This is a genomic window from Acinetobacter sp. LoGeW2-3 (assembly GCF_002688565.1).
In the GTDB taxonomy this organism is placed as follows: Bacteria; Pseudomonadota; Gammaproteobacteria; order Pseudomonadales; family Moraxellaceae; genus Acinetobacter.
Window position 1 is genome coordinate 2774445 of sequence record NZ_CP024011.1, and the last position, 18101, is coordinate 2792545.

Genomic DNA, 18101 nt, shown 5'->3' on the forward strand with positions numbered 1-18101 from the left:
TTTTTGATGAAGCATTGCCTCAGGTGGACTTGGTAGCTTCCACCTGATTTGGCAAACCAGTTAAAAATATCAGACCTATTAATGTAGATGCGGCGGCATACATAAAGATGGTGGCACCCCCAAGTTGATCCCAATACTGACCAGCAAGAATACTACCGCTTGCCACCCCTAAACCCCACATGGTGCTATACAGTGCCTGACCACGTCCCTGCTGTCCTGCAGAGAAGTTCTGGAAGATCACCCGCATTGCAATCATATGAAATAGACCAAAACTAAAAGCATGAATACTTTGTGCAATAAACTGAGCCATAAATACCGATGGCAATAATCCTACAATCAACCAGCGCAGTCCTGTCAGCAATAAGCAGATGACCACTAGGGTTCGCCACGACCAGCGATTAAAAAATAAGGTCGCATAGGCAAACATGATAATTTCTGCGATAACACCAACAGACCATAGCAGCCCAATCTGACTAGTACTAAATCCATGCTGGCTCAGGAAATTACTATAAAAACTATAAAACGGCGCATGGGAAAACAGCATGATCAGTTCAATGATAAAGAAGCTGTATACCACTGGTCGTTTCAAGATAGGCAATAATGGTTCAAGTTGTTTTTGCGCTGATGGCGCCGTCGAAGGTTCCTTAATCGTAAAGGACCAAATAAAAGCGAGGAATGAAATACACAACAATAGCACTGGCAGCATACTTACTGGGATAATTTCGAATATTGCCCCAATACCAAATACGCCGACAATAAAACCCACCGATCCCCATTTACGCACTTTACCATACAGCTCAGCACGTTTTTCTCCGAGCCAGAATAAGGTCACACCTTCAAATTGCGCAAGAATTGCATTTTGGAAGAAGCTAAAAATCAGCATCAGTAATGCGACAGATTGAAAGCTATTCGGGATGATAAAGATCATGAACCAGATGCAGGCTTCCATCCATGTGGCAATGCGTACTAGCAGCATACGCTTGCCAGATTTGTCTGCGATCCAGCCCCAGATCAACGGTGCAAAGAAACGTGTCACAATGGCAATAGAAGATAAAATCCCGATTTCTGAATAGCTGAAACCCTGGTCTTCCAGGTACAAGCTCCAGAACGGCATGAATGCCCCAACTATTGCATAGTAACAAAAGTAGAAACCACTTAGTCTGGATTGTATTGTCAGTGATTGCATTAGTTTGTAATACCTTGCATTTTCAATAACTTAAAACTACTAATAGTTGCATCACATTGCATTCGTTTTGCCTTCATTGCAGTTCAACAGTCTACAAATCAGTCTACAAATTTTATTTTTTGTAGATTTCTGAAAATTTGTAGACTGCCTACTTAATTTGCTGATTTATAGGCTGGAATTTTAGCACAATGCAGTTATTATGCTTGACGATAGGTCTATTAGATCAATAGGTAATAATAAAATGGATGAGCTTGTAGATAAACCACATATTTACTGTAATAGGGAGTTTATAAAGTGCTCTATTTGTGGGTCTTTAGATAATTATGGTTTTAATACCACAGAGCATTTCTTCATTGTCGCTGCTACAGAGGGTAAGCCAATTAATGGAAGTTATCCTATAGCGAGTATTGAATGTATGCAGTGCCATAAAAAAGCTAAAACCAATCAAGATCCATATTTTTATTATTAAATGATCGTAGATGGCCCAAGATACTTCTACACTCTATATAAAAATTAATATCTTTTAAGTAAATATATCCTGATACACATAAGACCTATCTATTAATTAAGCAAAGGCCTAAGCTTATTTTATAACTAATAAAATAGTATTTATTAGATTTAGTTTGCAGGCCTTACTATGAATACGAGAAAGGTAACCGTACATAAAATGTATGAAGAGTTTCACTCATATCCTATCACTCAATATACGGGTGAATATGATGATAAGAATAATCTAATAAGATTATTTAATTCATCAAAGGAGCAATTAATACGAGTTTTTGGTACATACCAGTGGTGCTTGCCTAGTACAAGTATCTGCTATTTTGTTGAAGAAGACCCCTTCTATCAGAGAACTATGGATTAAGGAGATTGTTGTGAAAGATCTATTAACATCGTTCCAATTAAAACGTAATCAAGAAGCTGATGAAAAATTATTAAGTAATGATTTTAAGCAGAATTCTAATGATTATCTACATCGCGATCAGTATGATTTCTTTAAATACAGATTTATAGATAGCGTAAATGGTAGAAAACTTTACTATAAAAACTTTATTATTAATAACCCATCATTAGTAACTCAATAAAAAAATAAACTTAAATAAATATCAAATATTTAAAAGCCCTCAGTTGAGGGCTTTTTAGTTCACACACTGAACACAGACAGTTATATGAATTTTTGTGCTTATTGAATGAGCTGTGCAGCCTGAGAGTAGGAGGCACAGCAATAAAGTCTTAATTACGACTTTCATAATCGATCAGCACTTTGGCTACGGCTTTCGCTGCCAACCAGTAACGAGCGTTAAATCGGGCAAGCTCATCTTCGTTTGAGATAAACCCAAGCTCTACAATCAAACCGCCAGCATTCACGTATGCTAGACGGCCACGTGCTGACTTAGATTGATCAATCCAGCCATTATCACCACGTAAACGACTACCTAGTGCATCGGCTACAGTTTTAGATAAGTCCTGTGCAAGTTTCTTATCTTTCGGTAGCGCAATCGTTTCAACGCCATTAGCCTGTTTAGAAGTGGCAGCATTCATGTGAAATTCAACCGCAACGCTAGATCCTTTGATCAACTTAATAGCTGAAGAAAGCGGATCATTTCGAGATCCAGTGCCATCGGTCTTGACCTGTAATCCAGCCTCACGTAAATAGTGAGTCACTGCATTGCGGAAGTTGACGACCAGATCTGCTTCTTTAATTTTGCCACTTACTGCACCAGGGTCGGTGTTGCTATGCCCTGCTGTAATCGTGGCAAAACCTAAAGGTTGCTGGTGTAATTTTGGTTGTGCGATCTTACGACCCAACCAAGCAAGCGCTGGAATTAAAATACCGGTCACAGTGGCATGATATTGCTGCGGGATGATCTGGTAATCAGTCAGCCACTGCAGCAAAGGGATTAATACAAGCATTAAAAAAGCCCCCAAAATTGGGAGCTTCACGGAAAGATATTTCCAGGCACTTTCATTTATAAAATTCATTTTATCTCACCTGTATGGTTACGTTCATAAAGTTTGTTGCGGATTTCTTCGGTTGTTCTTAAAAGCTGGTCAGACTGTTTTTCAAGAACTTGGATTTTTTGACTGTTAGCCATAGCCAAGGCATTCACTGTGTCGCTCTTAGCTGTTTGATTATTCCAAGCAGCAGCAAATACACCGATGATTGCAATACCACCCCACCTAACCAGATTGGTTACGCTATCAATTTTGGTTTTGCTTTCATGGAGCACTCGGATCTGCATATCCATTTCTTTGAACTTTGGATCAATCTCATTTCGGACTTGCTTGATCTCGCTTTTGAAGTTGGACTTAGCTCGATCTAAGTCATCTTGCAGGTTGTCACGAGTCTGGGTTAAGTCATTCCGAGTCTGCTGATGCTCCTTATTGAGCTGCTCTAGCTGCATATTCATACGATCAAGCTTTTGGGGCATTTCAGCTAACTTATCCATGCTCTGCCGCAACTGGTTAATGTTGTCTGAGATGGCATAAAGCTGGCTTGGGGTTATCGGTGGTGGATCAGTTGAATAGTCATTTGACATTGTGCCCCCTAAATTTTGGTAATAAAAAAGCACCCGAAGGTGCTGTGATTTGGTTAAGTCTAAACTTCTATTTCTGAATGTGACCCACTTGGCGCAGGTCGCAAAATTACTTGATTGGATATAAACACTCTGGCACCCAAGTTATAAGCTGTGCCGGATGTGCAAAGAACTGGACCAGATCCACCATCAATCTGAACCCGATACTCTGGATGCTTCACTGAAGTAATAGTACCGATGTACTCAGCATGGGTCGGATTAAGCAGCTTGCGTAGTTCAAATAAAGGGTTATTCACGGCTGATACGCTCCACAGTAATGGTTTCATTCACCTTTTCATGTGAGAAGCTGCCTGAAACCGAATCAATCACACCCCACCACTGGCCGTTAAATGCAATCGACTTACCGGGCAGCATCTCGCCAATTTCTTGACTGACTGGAATATCAGAAAAGGTGTGCAACTCCTGAATGTTGGCTTTCACCAGTTCATTTTTGCCATAGCTAGCACCAGATACCACATTAAATAATGGCCCTGTGACTGTTTCTAGCGGCACATCACCCGAGGTACCACGTTGCTGTACCTTTAGGCTTTCGCCACTTCGACTATTCACTATGGTAATGGCATTAAAGTCAGCAATGTATTCATCGTTCTGCTTGATGTTTTGCTGCATCACCAGGCTTTCAGATAACAGAATGTCGTAATCATCCACGGTCATCGTATCCCAGTAGCCTTTCTGGTACCGGGGTAAAATGGTTAGTGTATTCCCTGCTTTTTGACTATAGATAAAGCCGCCGCCTGCATCAACCACCTGTTTGATTGCATCAATTGGTGCTAGTTCTGCATAACTCAGGCTTTCAGTTGGTACGATCCAGCCTAACTCATCAATCAGTTTCCAATCCAAGACTGTGCCGACATTAGCCCGGTCTAGTTCAGCTTGCACCAGCTGTACAGAGGTTCGCTCATTGTCCTGAATAAATGAGCGTGAAGGTGAGTACTTGTCTGAGTTCAAGGCTGTGACACTTCGACCTGGGTAAGTGTATAAAACACTGGCAAAGCGCCGAGTTTCTTCTGGATCCTCAAGCAAAATATGATGTTCAAAACCATTAATGATCAGTTTCAGAATCACCGGCTGGTCGTTAATCGGCTGTAGCTTTTCTTTTTCCGTATGAGCCACGGTAATGGAGTAAGTCCAGCACCACTGAGACCGACTGGTACTGTAGCTACCATCCATGACTTTAATCTTCTCGCCGGTATCGAGTCGCTCGGCTGTTAATGTGTTCACGATATACCACCAATTTTTATTCGGAAGTGCTGGAATACAATCATCCGCACCAAAATTTAAAATAACATTATGAGCATCAACCTCAGTACACAAACAAATGAAGTTGAGATTTCCATCACCCACATATTCAGGTATTTCTGGCTTTGGCCAAGGTTGAACCGGATGCTTGCTGTAATGAATCGCTTTGGCTTTATCCCATGGCAAATCTGACTTGGTGGCAATCTCAAGGCTTTTATCCCACTCAAATGAAAAGCGGTGCTCAAAGACTTGCGCCACCTCATGTGAATAAGTAAAAGTCTTACGCCGACGGATCATTTCTTGCCAAACGGTTTCACGGTTATGGCGCAGCTTAATTGTCTCTTCATGCAAGTATCGCTGATGAATAAAGCGCTTATCACCTTCCTCCCAGATCACATACGCATCAGAACTTAAGCCGGTTGCTTGCTCATGAAGGGATATAATCGCCCGAGTTAAGGATCCTGCCTGCTCATACCGGATATCTGCCTGACTTGAAACCACCAAACCCTGGTCATAAAAAAGAGCCTCATTCGAGACTCTTAATACTGGTTTGGCCCACGGTATTTCTGTGGTGCTCAGGCATGCAATCGCTTTCTGATATCGCATGTCAAAACCATAAGACACCCCGACCAGATGGTTGATGTCGAATAATGCTTTAACTTCAAATTTAAAATCAGTATCTAAAACCGTATCAATGGTGCACAGATTTTCATTAAATACTGCTTCGATTTCAAAGCTAAAATTGGTATCTAAAATCGTATCGATCTGGCCAATAACATCAGTGTTTTCACTAAATACAGCAACTACATCAAAGCTAAATCCAGTATCAAGCACCGTATCGATGACTGCAGTATTTGCACCACTGTCGGCATAGAACGCTGTGATTTCAAATGAGAATTCGGTATCGAGTACAGTGTCGATTACAGCTGTAACATCATCGCCAAAATTGAGATTGGTTGAACCATCGGCCAGGTGTTCAAAATTCAGAATGATGTTGTGGCTGTCGGTATTATCAGGCTTAAAGTTTAGGTTTAGGTTGTGAGCATCAACGGTGCCGAGCTTATTTTTAAAATCCACATGAGCACCCTTTTAGATTAAGGTCTGAGTTTTATCGATTGGATAGATAAGGTACCACCCACGACCAGATTTGTATTCGCCAGAGTTATGTCGGTTCCCACAGCTAAATCTGCAGCCACTTCACCTGCGCCGTTGTAGATCCGCGCCCAAGTAGCGGTCCCGGTTTTGATCACCGTTGCTGTGTCGGTCGGATGAAGCTCTACATAGTTGGGTGTGGTTTCTTTAATACAAGGCTTGGGGAGTGTGAGTGTTACCAGTGCACTATTCGAATCTGCTGCAACAGCAGGACTGGCTGGTTGTACGCCTTCATAAAAAATAACGGTAGCACTTTGGCTACCGCTATCCATAAGATTTGCAAAGGCTTGAATCATGGCAAGCCGGGCATTGATTGATGTTTGGCTCATTTGGCGATGACCTTATCCTGAATGACTGCGTTGTATTGATTGTTTGGGTCAAAAGCCACCACAAAGCAATCAAGGCCTACAGCAATATTTCGAAATGCATAGGAACCATCGGCTTTTGATGTGGTTTCCCAGAGCAATTGACGATTATCACGACGAAATACACAAACAGGGACTGGCGAGTACTTGGTACCCATTTTTTTGGTTGTGCCTTTAATCTGTCCTAAACCCTGATCTGCATTCAGCACTGTAATGATTGAGTGTGGTAGCCTGACAATCATAAAATTCATCTGGCGTAACTTATTGTAATCTGGGATATAGCCACCAAAAAAGGTTCTAAGTATTTTAAGCAATTTTTATCTCCTCAACAGGTAAAGAAAGCCATGCTGTGCCGGAAGAACCGGAGGAATTTGCGGATTTTATAAAATGAACTGCTACATAATTACTAAAATCAATTTCAGAGATTAATGCTGGAAAATCTCCTTTTTTAGGCGCTGGAGAATTAGAAGAATTATAAAGGACTTGATACAAGCCAATTGCATAACCTGCAAATTGACGTTCTGAATAAGTAAATACCGCAACTGGTTGACAAGTAGTGGTATTAAAATTTTCAATTGTTGGAGGTAAAAAGCTTGAAATGGCATTATTCCGATCAAGAAGCTCTGAAGAATTTCCGCTTAAGTTCATCCTATTGATAGACAAATATGCTCGCATTGCTGAAAGCTGACCGGAAGTAGTTATGGTAGCTGCTCCATTGTCTTGCGCTAACAGCAATGGATAATTAAGAATATCGTAGCTTGATTGAAATGGCATTATTGCAGATACCGCAGCAAAATGCTCATACGCAGCACTACTTGATTGAGAATACATTAGTGCAAAATGATAATAGCTACCGACAACCATCCCCTTGCCGAAAGTGGCAAAACCTTGACTGTATGTGTAATTGTCAAAAGTACGTGCTGTAGAGCTTGTGAAATCCCATCTGATATTGCTAGTTGCACCCGTTACAGTCGCACAAGTTGCCAAGTCAGTCATGCAATTTGGATCAGCAATATACCCCAAGGCTAAATCAACCGTGCGCCCAATACCGACTGCAATACAGTTTCGACCTGTGCCTGTTGCATTTTGAAAGCACAAACGAGCATACATATCCGAGTCATCAATGTGCTTAAACTTATAGATATGAATATGCGCTTGCTCATACACCAATTCCCACCCGAGTGATGCAATCTGTGTTGTAAATCCACTTGCAACAGAAGTTGGTGCGTCATCAAGCGTAAATGTCACTGTATTTGTGGTGACAGAATCAATCCAAAACTCACCTCCATTGATTGACGCAAGCGCACCTGAATCAATTTTTAAAACACGGTCAGCAACATAACCATGCGTACCGCCATACGTCAGTGTGACTTGATTGCCTGCAACCGAAACACTCGATACAGTCTGTTCATTATAACCAAGGGTAAGCATTTTTTTAAACCGGTCTGGAAACAGGTTTTTTGATCCTGCACAAAAATCCAACCCAGCGTCTGAAAAATCAAATAACTTTGTTTGGGTTTGCTTTATCGCCATTTTTATTTATCCATGAAAAAGACCGCATGAAGCGGCCATATTTGATTTAGATTTTAGACAACGCGGTCAATGTCACCGCGCAGCATGATCTGGAATTGATCTGAAATTACCGTTGGCTCTGACTGTTTTACAGTTCGAATTACCCAGACTGGGAAATTTGCTGCAATCGTATTGAAGCGCAATGTATTGCCATTCGCCCAACCCGTCCCCCAGCCTTCTTTTTTAATGATGAAATACGGTACACCAGTGACTGGGTTAAGTGGTGCATAGTCAACACTGATTGAGCCAGCCAAAGCCAAGCGCCCCGTGTACTCACCTACGCAATAGAAGGTTTCGTTACCTGTAAATACAATTGCCCAACGCTCCTGAATTGAACCCTTGTTTGTGACTTGCAGCGGATACAGTGAATCATTGTAATTTGCTGAAATCCCCGCACCTGTTGACTCATCAGCCCATACATTGCCCCAAGATCCCTGTACAAACTTGCGGGTATATCGGGCCTGCATATCACCAATGACCAAAGCAGAACCGACTATAGTATCTACTGCATCATAGTTATGGGTTAAAGGCTTGGTAAGGGTTAGCTGACCGTTAATCTGCACATCACGGATCAAGCCCATATCCTGATAACGGTATTTGACTGTGAGTGGTGCAACGAGATTACCCAGTACGAAGTCACCCCCCAATGTCACGCGGCCATAGTCATAATCAACCGTGTACAAATCAAAAGGCACTTTGGTTCCATTGGCATCTTCAAGTTCCGCCCATGAAATACGCTGATCGTTCAGGTCGTACGTGCTCCCTGCAGTTGCACTTGGCAGCTCTTGCGCTTTGCTTGAGCTGACAATTCCGATACCACCAACACGGAAGATCGGCACCCGGCCATCGATCGGCAAACGTGTTGCAGACAATCCTAGAATTTCTGAATCCAGCGGGATATAGGTATAAGCCACAGCGTTATAGCGTACAGATGAAGCATCGACCCAGACCGGAACATTGATATAGGTATCCACTCCTTCCTGGTATTCCAGCAACGGGTCATACCAGTCATTCGCTTCAATCTCTGCCCGGTTGGCTTCAGTGATCTTGGTTTTGGTGTAAAAGTAAATTGTGACAAAACCATTATCCCAATTCACTTGGCCATGCGCCCGGCTGGTTTCAATCACACCATTTTCATCAGCTGTTAAAGTCAATTGACCATGCTCGATAGTACCCACAACCACAGTTAAGGATTGTGGACGGATCGGCATGATTGGCGTTCTAAAGCTGATCTTATTGACTGGCAACAAGTCAGTTGTAGTGGTCAAGGATTCCAGAGTAATCGTGTTGTCTGTATTCGGTGTCCATGAGTCGATTTCAACAATACCGGTGCCATATTGAATGACACCAGACTGAATCCCGCTGTTATTGGCTGGATTCACATTGCGATACAGCAAGCCAGTACGATCCAAGAAGGTGTCATCACCGACTTTAAAACGCGCTGAGCCTGTCAGAATCTGCTCATCAAAGCCAGAGGATAAATCCAGCTTTAACTTGTTGGCCGTCACTGTATGGGTTGCCGAATTGGAACCTGATGTATCGCGATATCTAACTTGCACATCAATAGCGTTAAAGGCTCTTAACTCAACCTGTTCACTTTCAATACTGGATGTTTGTGGGATATAAAAAGACATATTTCCTCACTATGCTGCTGCGTAGGTTGTTGTAAACATTGGCTGGTATTTTTTGATAAATTTATTTGCCATGTGCTCTGGTGTAACTTCAACCGCACCTGTGGCATAGATAATGGTGCCTTGTACTTGCCCGCGCTCATTGACCAGATTCCCGATGGTCGAATTTACCGGTACATCAGATAAAATTACCTTACCGGTTGTTTCCCCATCAGCACTCTGTAGAGGAATTTCCAGATACACACTGTTCGGCTGAATTGCTGATCCTGTGCCGATGTTAAAGACCAGTTTTTGATTGACGTCTGGTGCAACATCCATTTTGGTCTGTTCAAGTGATTGACCATAGTTGTAGATCACCGAAAAGACCGTACCTTTCTGCGGCAACTTATTTGGAATGATTTTTCCAGTACCAGCGGAATAATTAATTTCACCTGTAGCATCTCCAGTAAACTTGCCTTGAGCATTCGAAGTCGCTGTTTTGGACTCACCCTCAAGCAACCAGTTGATGGTGATACCCGGCAATACACCTGGTCGACCTAAATCAAACTCAAATGCAGCTTTTTCCACACTTAAATTGGAGCGTACGAAAGTGACAATTGGTGTACCCCAGTTCAGCAAAATCGGGGTGTCTACATCTGGCAAGGCACCAGTCGTTAATAGCCATGAGCCGGTTTCATAATTGATCATGCCTGAGCCAAAGGAAGGACTGGCAGCCTTTAACTGGCCTGAACCATCATCTTTAAGCTCATAGAACTTGCCCTGCGACATGTATGAAATCGAAAGTGCGCCAGGTGCAGGAATTGGAATTAAAACTCCGGTCCAGTTGGTGCTTTGGTTATTTTGAGTCACCGGAATGGCATGACTCTGGTAATACTGATTCGGTGCAGCTGCTGGTTTAAAAGTAATATTCAAACTTGCGGTTCCAGCCGGTGCTGCCGCAGTCCACTGAATCAAACCGCGCTGGTAATCAATAGTGCCGACTTGGGTGCCTTGGGTATTTTTAAGCAAGCCGCCCTGATCGGTGATCTGCTGCCCCTGCATCGTGAAAGAAACACTAGATGGAATCACTGCAGAGCCGATATACAGGTTTTGACTAGCCCCAACAGTAATGCCGGGATAATTGACTGTAATCGTGCCTTCATTGCCTGCGACCAGCACCACACTTTCACCTGCAGCGTTCACATCAATGATCGGGGTTTCAGTCTGGGCAGATGGGATGAGTTGAGCAAAGATACTTTTGGCATTTACGGTAAATTCACCCACATTGGCATCGGATGCCAGCGCTGTAGACGAGTAATACAGACCGGTATCAGCTACAAGTGTGTCACGGATAATGGTTTTTGATTTTTCCAGGCTATACCATTGACGCGCTGAAAGGCCGACAAAATCCACTTCAAGCGGATCGTTTATGGAATAAGTAGCAACCTTATATTCAACATCTTTTTGATCAATTACCATCTTGGCAATGCGGGTCTCTACCTTGGTGATTCGCACGTACTGCTCGCGCTCTAAAGCCTTCCCTTCATCTGAAATCAATACAATGGTATCGCCTACCGATGCTTCAACTTCTTGTGGCCACATCACGACCTGAAGCGATGACATGCCCTGCCAATGGGTATCAAGTGGCGTACCAGCAATCTGACCACCTTTGGCTAGATAGTTTTCTACCCGGTTCTGGGCAGACTGACGTTCATCGGTCCAATTCTTGGTGCTGAACAGCAAAGCAGACACGTTCGGATCTTCTGGCAGTTCAGAGATAAAAACAGTTGCGCCCATCAACAGGTCCGTGTCTTCAGTCGTTACCGCCGGAAAGACTTTGCGCATGGATACATCACCCATCGTGCGATCCATTTCCGAGATGTCGTTGAACAGGTTATTGCTGATCCCATCCTGAACCACGACACCGGAATATTTACCACCGCCGTCGGAGTTGTCAGTCAAGCGTTCAGACTTGTAAATTACTAAATCTTTGGTTTCAATCGCCATCGTCTAACTCCGTAAAGCGTAAAGTCACGTTGTAATAATCATCCAGTGATACCGCTGGAATTCCTTTTACCGGTGCGGCTTCTAAAGCCCCGTCCTGGTGGTTAAATTTGACTATGAATTGCCGGTTGTCATGAGGCTGTTCAAACTGCAGTCTGAAATTTTCATCTTGCAGCTTGGACCACTCCAGAACAGTCCATAGTTCACGCAATTTGATCCAGCCCATTTCCCGATCGGCAGGCTGTAAAGTGATTGGCCGGCCAGACTTCTTTTTGCCTTCCTGAATATGCAAAGTGCCGTCCATGGCATAGGCTTGGTTCTGCTCAATGGCCTTCCATGAGAATTCATCAGGCCATAAAAAACCGTCCTCTAATGGGACGGTTTCTGATGTTGCTAAGCGAATAAGTTTCATGTTGATTTCGCCTGTACTTTTAATTGATTCACAAGTTCATTCATTAAGGATTCCTGTCCAGCAGGCCCGCTAAATTTCATCTGCTTACCATTGAAGTCAAAGTTGTATGTAACTTCCTTGGCAGGCTGATTGGTGTCTCTGACAGACGGCGCAGAAGGAATCGACGGTGCATAGTCATTCAGGCTACTGGAACCGGTCTTACCAACCGATGGGCTCATTTTCTGCAACATTAAATCAATATAGTCCTTGTTGTTCGCAGCCATAAGGTTTACAGCTTTAAAGTCCAAGGCAAACCCGGGAATATTCTTGCCAGCCTCATACTGATATTGCATTAGTGCATTTTTACGAGTTGATGCAGAGGCGTTAAATAATTCATTTGCTTTACGGTTGATTTCCTTTTCATCGCTAAAGCCTTGAGAGCGCAATGCCTGCTTCACACCCTCAAGCGTATATTCAGTACGTGACTTGCGCCCCGCCATACCGCGATTCGTTACAGAGTTTTCATCTGCATTTGCTGCCGCCTCTGCTGCTTGTCGTGCTTCTTCCCATGCATCACGGGTTGCATTGCCGCTAGCCACACCACGGCGTCCAAGCTCATCAAAGCCAGAACCAGCATGACCTGTTGCGTTACGGACGCGGTGTAAGCTTTCTTCCACAGCATTATTGGCTTTTACTGAAACTTGGCCAGTTTCACTGACCTGAACAGATAAACCTAATGAAGCCGCTTTGGCGTTTGCTGCAGCAATACTTTGGGCATCTCCTGATGCGTAAGCCAGTTGAATTGTCTTTTCATAGGCCTTTTGAAGATCAGCTTGTGTTGCTTGACCACTTTGACGCACTGTTTCAAAGTCAGCCAATGCCATTTGAGCTGACAATCGGAGTTGCTCCTTGGTTTTGATCCCGAGACGCTCAAAGGCTTTCCCTGTTTCATCCAATTCATCTGGTAATTCAGCATTAGCCTTACGGATAGCCATAATGCCGAGTTCAACCTGCTTGGTTGAGAATACACCTTGCGCTTCAAACTCACGCATTTTGGCATTTGCCGCATCAATTTCAGCCTGGCTTCTGGCCTTACTAAGCCAATCCTCCCATGCTTGGTAAAGAACATCACCGGCTTGTTTACCGGTATAGCCTGCTTCACCTAACTTAGTTTTAAGTCCCTCTAGCTCATTCCCAGAGTTGGAAAACGACTTAGAGACTTTATTTAAGGATGCATCAAGGTCTACACCAAATAGCCTGGCCGCTTCCGATGCTCTGGAGTATGCGGATTCAGCAACCTGACCAGAGCCAGTTGTGGCATTGTTAAGCTCGGTAATACGAATCTCGCGATTATTCTTAAGTTCATTTTCCTTAGCATTAATGGCGTCAACTGACGCTTGTGCTGAAGCCAATGCATTTAAGTCACCAGTCTTTTTAGCTTCCTCGATCTGCTTATCCAGTAAAACTCGCTCAACAGCGGCTTGTTTTTGATAGGCAAGCAATTCTTCATCAGCTTTTTTAACGTTTTCCTTGGCCAGTACTAACGCTTCTTCCTTTTTAGCGGCAGTTTCAGCAGCCTGTTCGGCACTCTGCCCAGCTTGAACACTAACCTTGCCAGCCTCATCAATTGTGACGATATAGCCCTTGGTTAATAGGTCGGCCTGCATTACGCCGTCCATGACACCACCATTAGCTTTGATAGCTGCTTCAGCGGTGGCTTGAGCAGAAGCCAGGAGGTCCTTATCTAATGCGGCCTTATTACTGGCATGCTCTTTTTCACGCCCTTCCAATTCATTAGATTTTTGGATAATTTCGTCAATAGTTGACTGATTGCCATCCTTGCGGGCCTGGTTTAATTGCGCCTCTAAAGCTGCACGTTCATCAGTAAGTGCTTTGGACTTCTGATTAAAATCCTGATTCTGTTTTATCAGTTCGGCAAAAGTAGCGTTATTGCTTTGTAAGGATTCTTGGTTTTTCTGGTCTTGGGTTTTGCTAATCTCCTTGATGGCAGCAACACCCTTGGACTTGAAATCCATCGCGCCATCTGAAGCTCGGTCATAATATTCTTGAGCTTTCTTAGCCATTGCCTCCATATCTGCAATGGCTTGGTCTTTAGCATCACCCCACTTAAATTTAGCCTTAAGCCCTTCCCATGCAGCACCAACGTCATAGAACACACCGGCAAGCAAATTAGAAACGATACTAATTGCCTCGAAACCATCACCAATAAAACCAAAGACCACATTGAGGGCCTGTAAAGCTTTGGTAAAGCCATTAGTTTTATCTGTTGCAGTATCCACACCACTATCAAAATTGAATATTGCCCCAAGGAGTGTATTTAGCTGATCTACAGTGTTTCCAATTCCAGTCCCTAGAGTGCTAGCCATAGACTTTACAGTCTCATAAGCAGTACTTAACGCCTCTTTAAGTGCTTCAATGGTGGCAGGGTCAATCTTCTTGAGTTGATCCCCTACCCAGATAAAGCCCTCTCCAACATCCTTAAGAATGGTCTCTATTACATCCATGTTGTCAGCAAGAGTCACCAACCACTGCGCTACCGTTGCAGATGCACCGTTTGCCTGATCCATGGTGCCAATCAGGATCTGCCATTGTGTAGCGATACGCTGCAAGGCATTGCCGATTGTAGTTGGGAACTTAGCATAATCAGCTTCAATTGCTGCTGACTGCTGCTGTAGTGCCTGGATGACTTTTTCAGCTGATAACTCACCCTCTCCTGCCATTGCGCGCAGCTCACCAGTGGTCACCCCTAATGACTTAGCCAACGCCTGAGAGATACCAGGTGCCTGCTCCATGATAGAGTTAAACTCGTCACCACGTAACACACCGGATTGCAGCGCTTGAGTCAGCTGAACAATTGCAGCTTCTGATGCCTGGGCAGATCCACCACCAGTCTGAATGGCCATGTTAATAGTTTTGACCAGATCCAGACTTTGCTGCTGGGTCATCCCCATCTGCTTACCTACATCATTCACTTTTGTGAATAGGCCCGCAGTAGCATCAAGACTGGTATTGGTCATCAGTGAAACTTGGTGCACGCCAGCCATAGCTTGCTGGAAGTTGCCACCATCACTGGTTGCAATATTGATTCGGGCTGAAAGGTTAGTATAAGCATCTGCTGTTTCGGCAAGCTCACGAACACCTAGGCCAATACCAATTGCAGCCATGGCCCCAACAAGAGCATTCACCGCAAATTTTGCGCCGTCGATCCCCTTTTGGGCCGACTGAGCTGCTGTATCTGTTTCTCTTAGGCTTGTATTTGCCTTGCCTACTTCTGCCTGGAATCCACTAAAGGCCTGATCTGCCTGCTGGACTTCTTTTTCCAGCTGGTCGACCTCTACCTGAGCTTTTTCAATATCCGCAGGTGATGCCTTGGTTTTTGAAAATGCTTCAAGATTTTGCTTGGCTTGGGCCAAATCACCCTTAAGCTGATCTAATGCCTTTTCAGCCCTATTACCAAAATCAGTAAAATTGCCGGCCGTAGATTTCGCATTATCACCAGCGCTCTTAATAATGCTTGTAGCGCCATTTAAAGATTGAGTAAGTTTGTCTGCTAACTCACTGGTGCCTTTAGGAATGATATTGCCCATTTCCTTCGAGGTATCAGTGGTTGCTTGTTTTAATCGATTAGATTCTTGTTTTATTGCATTAAATACAGACTTTGCCGCATCTTCCGACTGTTTGATGTTGCCAACAAAGCCTTTAGTATCGGCATCCATGACTAATTTGAATGTTAAATTTTTACCAGACATGCTGACCTCTAATCAAAATTGCAAGCAATAAAAAACCCGCCGAAGCGGGTATAAGCTAGGTATCAAAAAAGCACCCTAAAGTGCTTTTTGATTTACGATACTTTTTTATCAGCATCATCTAATTCATCGAGAAAATTGTTTACTTGCTGTCTGAATTCCATTGGTCGTGAAATATATGGAATTGGCGCATGTGAGCCCCCTACTCCTTTAACCACAATAGACCCAAAATTAAGAATGCGCCCCAAGATACCTTGATCCACACCTAGACTTTCGACACGGTTAACTTTTAACTCGATTGTATTTCGACGTATTAAACCTGACTTTGCAATGATGCGTCTATTTGTTAGGGCTAGCTCTGTGGTTAAGACATGTACAGCAGCAATTGCAATTAAGATTAGACCGAAAATTAAAGATACTGCGCTTTTAGAACCAATTGCAGATAAAACAAATAATCCACCAAATAGTAAATACCAAAATTGGGATAGCCATGTTACTTGCGCTTTGATGATTATTTTTTCATCTCTTGCTAAATTTTCCTCAATATAACTGCCCATATAACCCTCTTATAAAGTATTAAAATAGTGGAAGCATACTAATACCTGCTTAGTTCTATATCAATGACTTGTTTAACCTTAAAGGGTTTCTTCCACCATACTTCCGCAATGCTTGCATTTAATTGCAGCAAGTTTTATTTCTTCTGCACACAGCGGGCATAGCTTCATATCAGTAGCAACCGCCTGAATAGGAGTTTCTACACGCCTTCCTGCATTGTGGGAAAAAATATCATCTGATACCAGTTTTGTACTGGTGGTTTTTCGCACTTTAGGCTCAGGCTGATTTTGCTCATCTAAATCAATATTATTTAAAATTGGCTTATTTGCAGTTTTGGTAAATGCAGCATAAACCAGCAAAAGACTACCTATAAACAAGAAAACCCATCCATATTGTATTTGAACGGTGCTCATCATTGCTTCTGCCATGCCACTAAATGGATTGCCCTCAAGTTTATCTACAACATCACCCTTAATACTATTTAGCTTATAGAGCAGATAAATAAAATCTATCACCACTATTAAAAGCGATATACCACCAGTAACCCGCAAAGGCTTTATATTGTTTATGAAAGCAAGTATAAGGCTGACAATCGACAACCCTAACAGCACATACCCATCTGCACGCCCACTACTAAATACAGATATTGATCCGACAATAGGCATACTGACAATAGGGAGAAAAATCCCAAGTAAAAGCACAACCCCGCCCACTAAACCAGCCAGCTGTTGTTTAGAAAATTCCATTCATACCCCCTACAAATTACGCCATAGAATTTTCACAATTCTATCTCGGCATAAAATAATGGTGTATTCCTGCAAATCTACCTGTTTTACATACTCAGTTGCTGCACAGTGAAAACGACCATCATTCAAAACATAGAATCTCGGCTTACCAAGTTCCAGTTTGCTTTTAACCGCATCATGACTGTCCCCGACTCTTACCAGGTCACCCGACGGCGCTCGGATACTTGTTGTTGTCTTCTCAGCATATGCAAACCCCGATACCAAACACAAAACTAATAATAATTTTTTCAAAACTATCCCCCTAAATTATTATTTTCCCATAATAACTTTAGGGTGATGCATGATCAATCCGAAACCATTTCTTTTTTAAATGATTCAAAACCTTTCTTGTCAGACTGTGCTACACGTGCTGCTACGGCGTTATTGAAGATTCCCTGTTTATACAACTTGTTTGCCGCTTTGACATAAGCCTGGAATGCGCCGTAGGTCATTTTCATAATTTCGCTATGTTGATGACCCATGGATACCAGAAACTGGAATGAATCGAACCAGGTAGATTCAGTAGTTGGCTTTTTGATGCCACATTTAGGCTTTTCATATTTGAAGTAAGCCTGGTTGACCAGCAGTACAGCTTTAAGCAGATCCTTAAATCCCTGCTCATCAGCAGCGAGTTTCATTAGTGATTCATGGTCCAGATCGGTAACGCATGCCATGGTCGAAATGACTTGCACACCGTGAGCCTTGAATAGCCCTGTCAAAATCTCATCTGAATGATTTTGGTCTTTAATGAAGTTTTTCAGTACTTCAGCATGCGCTAACCACCGATCAAAGTCTTTCATCTGGATCTGACGTACTTCAATGTCATTCACTTTGATACTGCGATTCGTTGCTAGGAAAAAATCATTCATGATGGGGTC

The 18101-nt window shown here is 43.0% G+C and carries 17 protein-coding genes; 2 read left to right on the forward strand and 15 right to left on the reverse strand.

Going from position 1 to position 18101, the window contains the following annotated elements; all coding sequences use genetic code 11:
* Positions 1-19: 19 nt before the first annotated feature.
* On the reverse strand, positions 20-1186 hold the full coding sequence (locus tag BS636_RS13405) for an MFS transporter (RefSeq protein WP_099339227.1): 1167 nt from the start codon (positions 1184-1186) through the stop codon (positions 20-22).
* Between the two features lie 241 nt (positions 1187-1427).
* Between BS636_RS13405 and BS636_RS13410 the strand changes: the two genes are divergently transcribed.
* Positions 1428-1655: a hypothetical protein gene (locus tag BS636_RS13410; RefSeq protein ID WP_099339676.1), complete on the forward strand. Its 228-nt coding sequence runs from the start codon at positions 1428-1430 to the stop codon at positions 1653-1655.
* A 406-nt stretch (positions 1656-2061) separates the two neighbouring features.
* Entirely contained in the window at positions 2062-2271 is a 210-nt protein-coding gene (locus BS636_RS13420; RefSeq protein WP_099339229.1) for a hypothetical protein, read from the forward strand.
* Between the two features lie 148 nt (positions 2272-2419).
* On the opposite strand, the gene BS636_RS13425 is transcribed toward BS636_RS13420, so the two are convergent.
* The 14 genes from BS636_RS13425 to BS636_RS13495 all read right to left on the reverse strand — a co-directional run bounded on the left by BS636_RS13425 (position 2420) and on the right by BS636_RS13495 (position 18092).
* Entirely contained in the window at positions 2420-3169 is a 750-nt protein-coding gene (locus BS636_RS13425; RefSeq protein WP_099339230.1) for an N-acetylmuramoyl-L-alanine amidase, read from the reverse strand.
* Positions 3166-3726, reverse strand: a complete 561-nt coding sequence (locus BS636_RS13430) for a DUF1640 domain-containing protein (RefSeq protein ID WP_099339231.1) — start codon at positions 3724-3726, stop codon at positions 3166-3168. Before BS636_RS13430 ends, BS636_RS13425 begins: the two co-directional genes overlap by 4 nt.
* 59 nt (positions 3727-3785) lie before the next feature.
* Positions 3786-4019 carry a hypothetical protein gene (locus BS636_RS13435; protein ID WP_099339232.1) on the reverse strand — a complete coding sequence of 78 codons (234 nt, stop codon included), beginning with the start codon at positions 4017-4019 and terminating at the stop codon, positions 3786-3788.
* On the reverse strand, positions 4012-6099 hold the full coding sequence (locus BS636_RS13440) for a hypothetical protein (RefSeq protein WP_099339233.1): 2088 nt from the start codon (positions 6097-6099) through the stop codon (positions 4012-4014). The genes BS636_RS13435 and BS636_RS13440 overlap by 8 nt, the downstream gene beginning before the upstream one ends.
* 17 nt (positions 6100-6116) lie before the next feature.
* Complete coding sequence (locus BS636_RS13445) at positions 6117-6503, reverse strand: hypothetical protein (RefSeq protein ID WP_099339234.1); 387 nt, start codon at positions 6501-6503, stop codon at positions 6117-6119.
* Entirely contained in the window at positions 6500-6853 is a 354-nt protein-coding gene (locus BS636_RS13450) for a hypothetical protein (protein ID WP_099339235.1), read from the reverse strand. The genes BS636_RS13445 and BS636_RS13450 overlap by 4 nt, the downstream gene beginning before the upstream one ends.
* A complete protein-coding gene (locus tag BS636_RS13455; protein ID WP_099339236.1) occupies positions 6846-8072 on the reverse strand; it encodes a hypothetical protein in 1227 nt (408 codons plus the stop codon). The genes BS636_RS13450 and BS636_RS13455 overlap by 8 nt, the downstream gene beginning before the upstream one ends.
* A gap of 53 nt (positions 8073-8125) precedes the next feature.
* A complete protein-coding gene (locus tag BS636_RS13460; RefSeq protein WP_099339237.1) occupies positions 8126-9745 on the reverse strand; it encodes a hypothetical protein in 1620 nt (539 codons plus the stop codon).
* A 9-nt stretch (positions 9746-9754) separates the two neighbouring features.
* Complete coding sequence (locus tag BS636_RS13465; protein ID WP_099339238.1) at positions 9755-11728, reverse strand: hypothetical protein; 1974 nt, start codon at positions 11726-11728, stop codon at positions 9755-9757.
* Positions 11718-12137: a hypothetical protein gene (locus tag BS636_RS13470; protein WP_099339239.1), complete on the reverse strand. Its 420-nt coding sequence runs from the start codon at positions 12135-12137 to the stop codon at positions 11718-11720. The genes BS636_RS13465 and BS636_RS13470 overlap by 11 nt, the downstream gene beginning before the upstream one ends.
* Complete coding sequence (locus BS636_RS13475; protein ID WP_099339240.1) at positions 12134-15886, reverse strand: tape measure protein; 3753 nt, start codon at positions 15884-15886, stop codon at positions 12134-12136. Before BS636_RS13475 ends, BS636_RS13470 begins: the two co-directional genes overlap by 4 nt.
* Positions 15887-15978: 92 nt before the next feature.
* On the reverse strand, positions 15979-16440 hold the full coding sequence (locus BS636_RS13480; protein WP_099339241.1) for a PH domain-containing protein: 462 nt from the start codon (positions 16438-16440) through the stop codon (positions 15979-15981).
* A 78-nt stretch (positions 16441-16518) separates the two neighbouring features.
* A complete protein-coding gene (locus BS636_RS13485; protein WP_099339242.1) occupies positions 16519-17184 on the reverse strand; it encodes a zinc ribbon domain-containing protein in 666 nt (221 codons plus the stop codon).
* A gap of 344 nt (positions 17185-17528) precedes the next feature.
* Positions 17529-18092, reverse strand: coding sequence for a hypothetical protein (locus BS636_RS13495; protein WP_099339244.1), 564 nt, complete (start codon positions 18090-18092; stop codon positions 17529-17531).
* Between the last annotated feature and the right edge of the window lie 9 nt (positions 18093-18101).

What these genes read in the sequence shown, in the direction of transcription:
- BS636_RS13425 (WP_099339230.1), bottom strand. Translation starts at nt 3,169, where the DNA reads ATGAATTTTATAAATGAAAGTGCCTGGAAATATCTTTCCGTGAAGCTC.
- BS636_RS13455 (WP_099339236.1), bottom strand. Translation starts at nt 8,072, where the DNA reads ATGGCGATAAAGCAAACCCAAACAAAGTTATTTGATTTTTCAGACGCT.
- BS636_RS13445 (WP_099339234.1), bottom strand. Translation starts at nt 6,503, where the DNA reads ATGAGCCAAACATCAATCAATGCCCGGCTTGCCATGATTCAAGCCTTT.
- BS636_RS13465 (WP_099339238.1), bottom strand. Translation starts at nt 11,728, where the DNA reads ATGGCGATTGAAACCAAAGATTTAGTAATTTACAAGTCTGAACGCTTG.
- BS636_RS13475 (WP_099339240.1), bottom strand. Translation starts at nt 15,886, where the DNA reads ATGTCTGGTAAAAATTTAACATTCAAATTAGTCATGGATGCCGATACT.
- BS636_RS13495 (WP_099339244.1), bottom strand. Translation starts at nt 18,092, where the DNA reads ATGAATGATTTTTTCCTAGCAACGAATCGCAGTATCAAAGTGAATGAC.
- BS636_RS13430 (WP_099339231.1), bottom strand. Translation starts at nt 3,726, where the DNA reads ATGTCAAATGACTATTCAACTGATCCACCACCGATAACCCCAAGCCAG.
- BS636_RS13410 (WP_099339676.1), top strand. Translation starts at nt 1,428, where the DNA reads ATGGATGAGCTTGTAGATAAACCACATATTTACTGTAATAGGGAGTTT.
- BS636_RS13485 (WP_099339242.1), bottom strand. Translation starts at nt 17,184, where the DNA reads ATGGAATTTTCTAAACAACAGCTGGCTGGTTTAGTGGGCGGGGTTGTG.
- BS636_RS13405 (WP_099339227.1), bottom strand. Translation starts at nt 1,186, where the DNA reads ATGCAATCACTGACAATACAATCCAGACTAAGTGGTTTCTACTTTTGT.
- BS636_RS13480 (WP_099339241.1), bottom strand. Translation starts at nt 16,440, where the DNA reads ATGGGCAGTTATATTGAGGAAAATTTAGCAAGAGATGAAAAAATAATC.
- BS636_RS13470 (WP_099339239.1), bottom strand. Translation starts at nt 12,137, where the DNA reads ATGAAACTTATTCGCTTAGCAACATCAGAAACCGTCCCATTAGAGGAC.
- BS636_RS13460 (WP_099339237.1), bottom strand. Translation starts at nt 9,745, where the DNA reads ATGTCTTTTTATATCCCACAAACATCCAGTATTGAAAGTGAACAGGTT.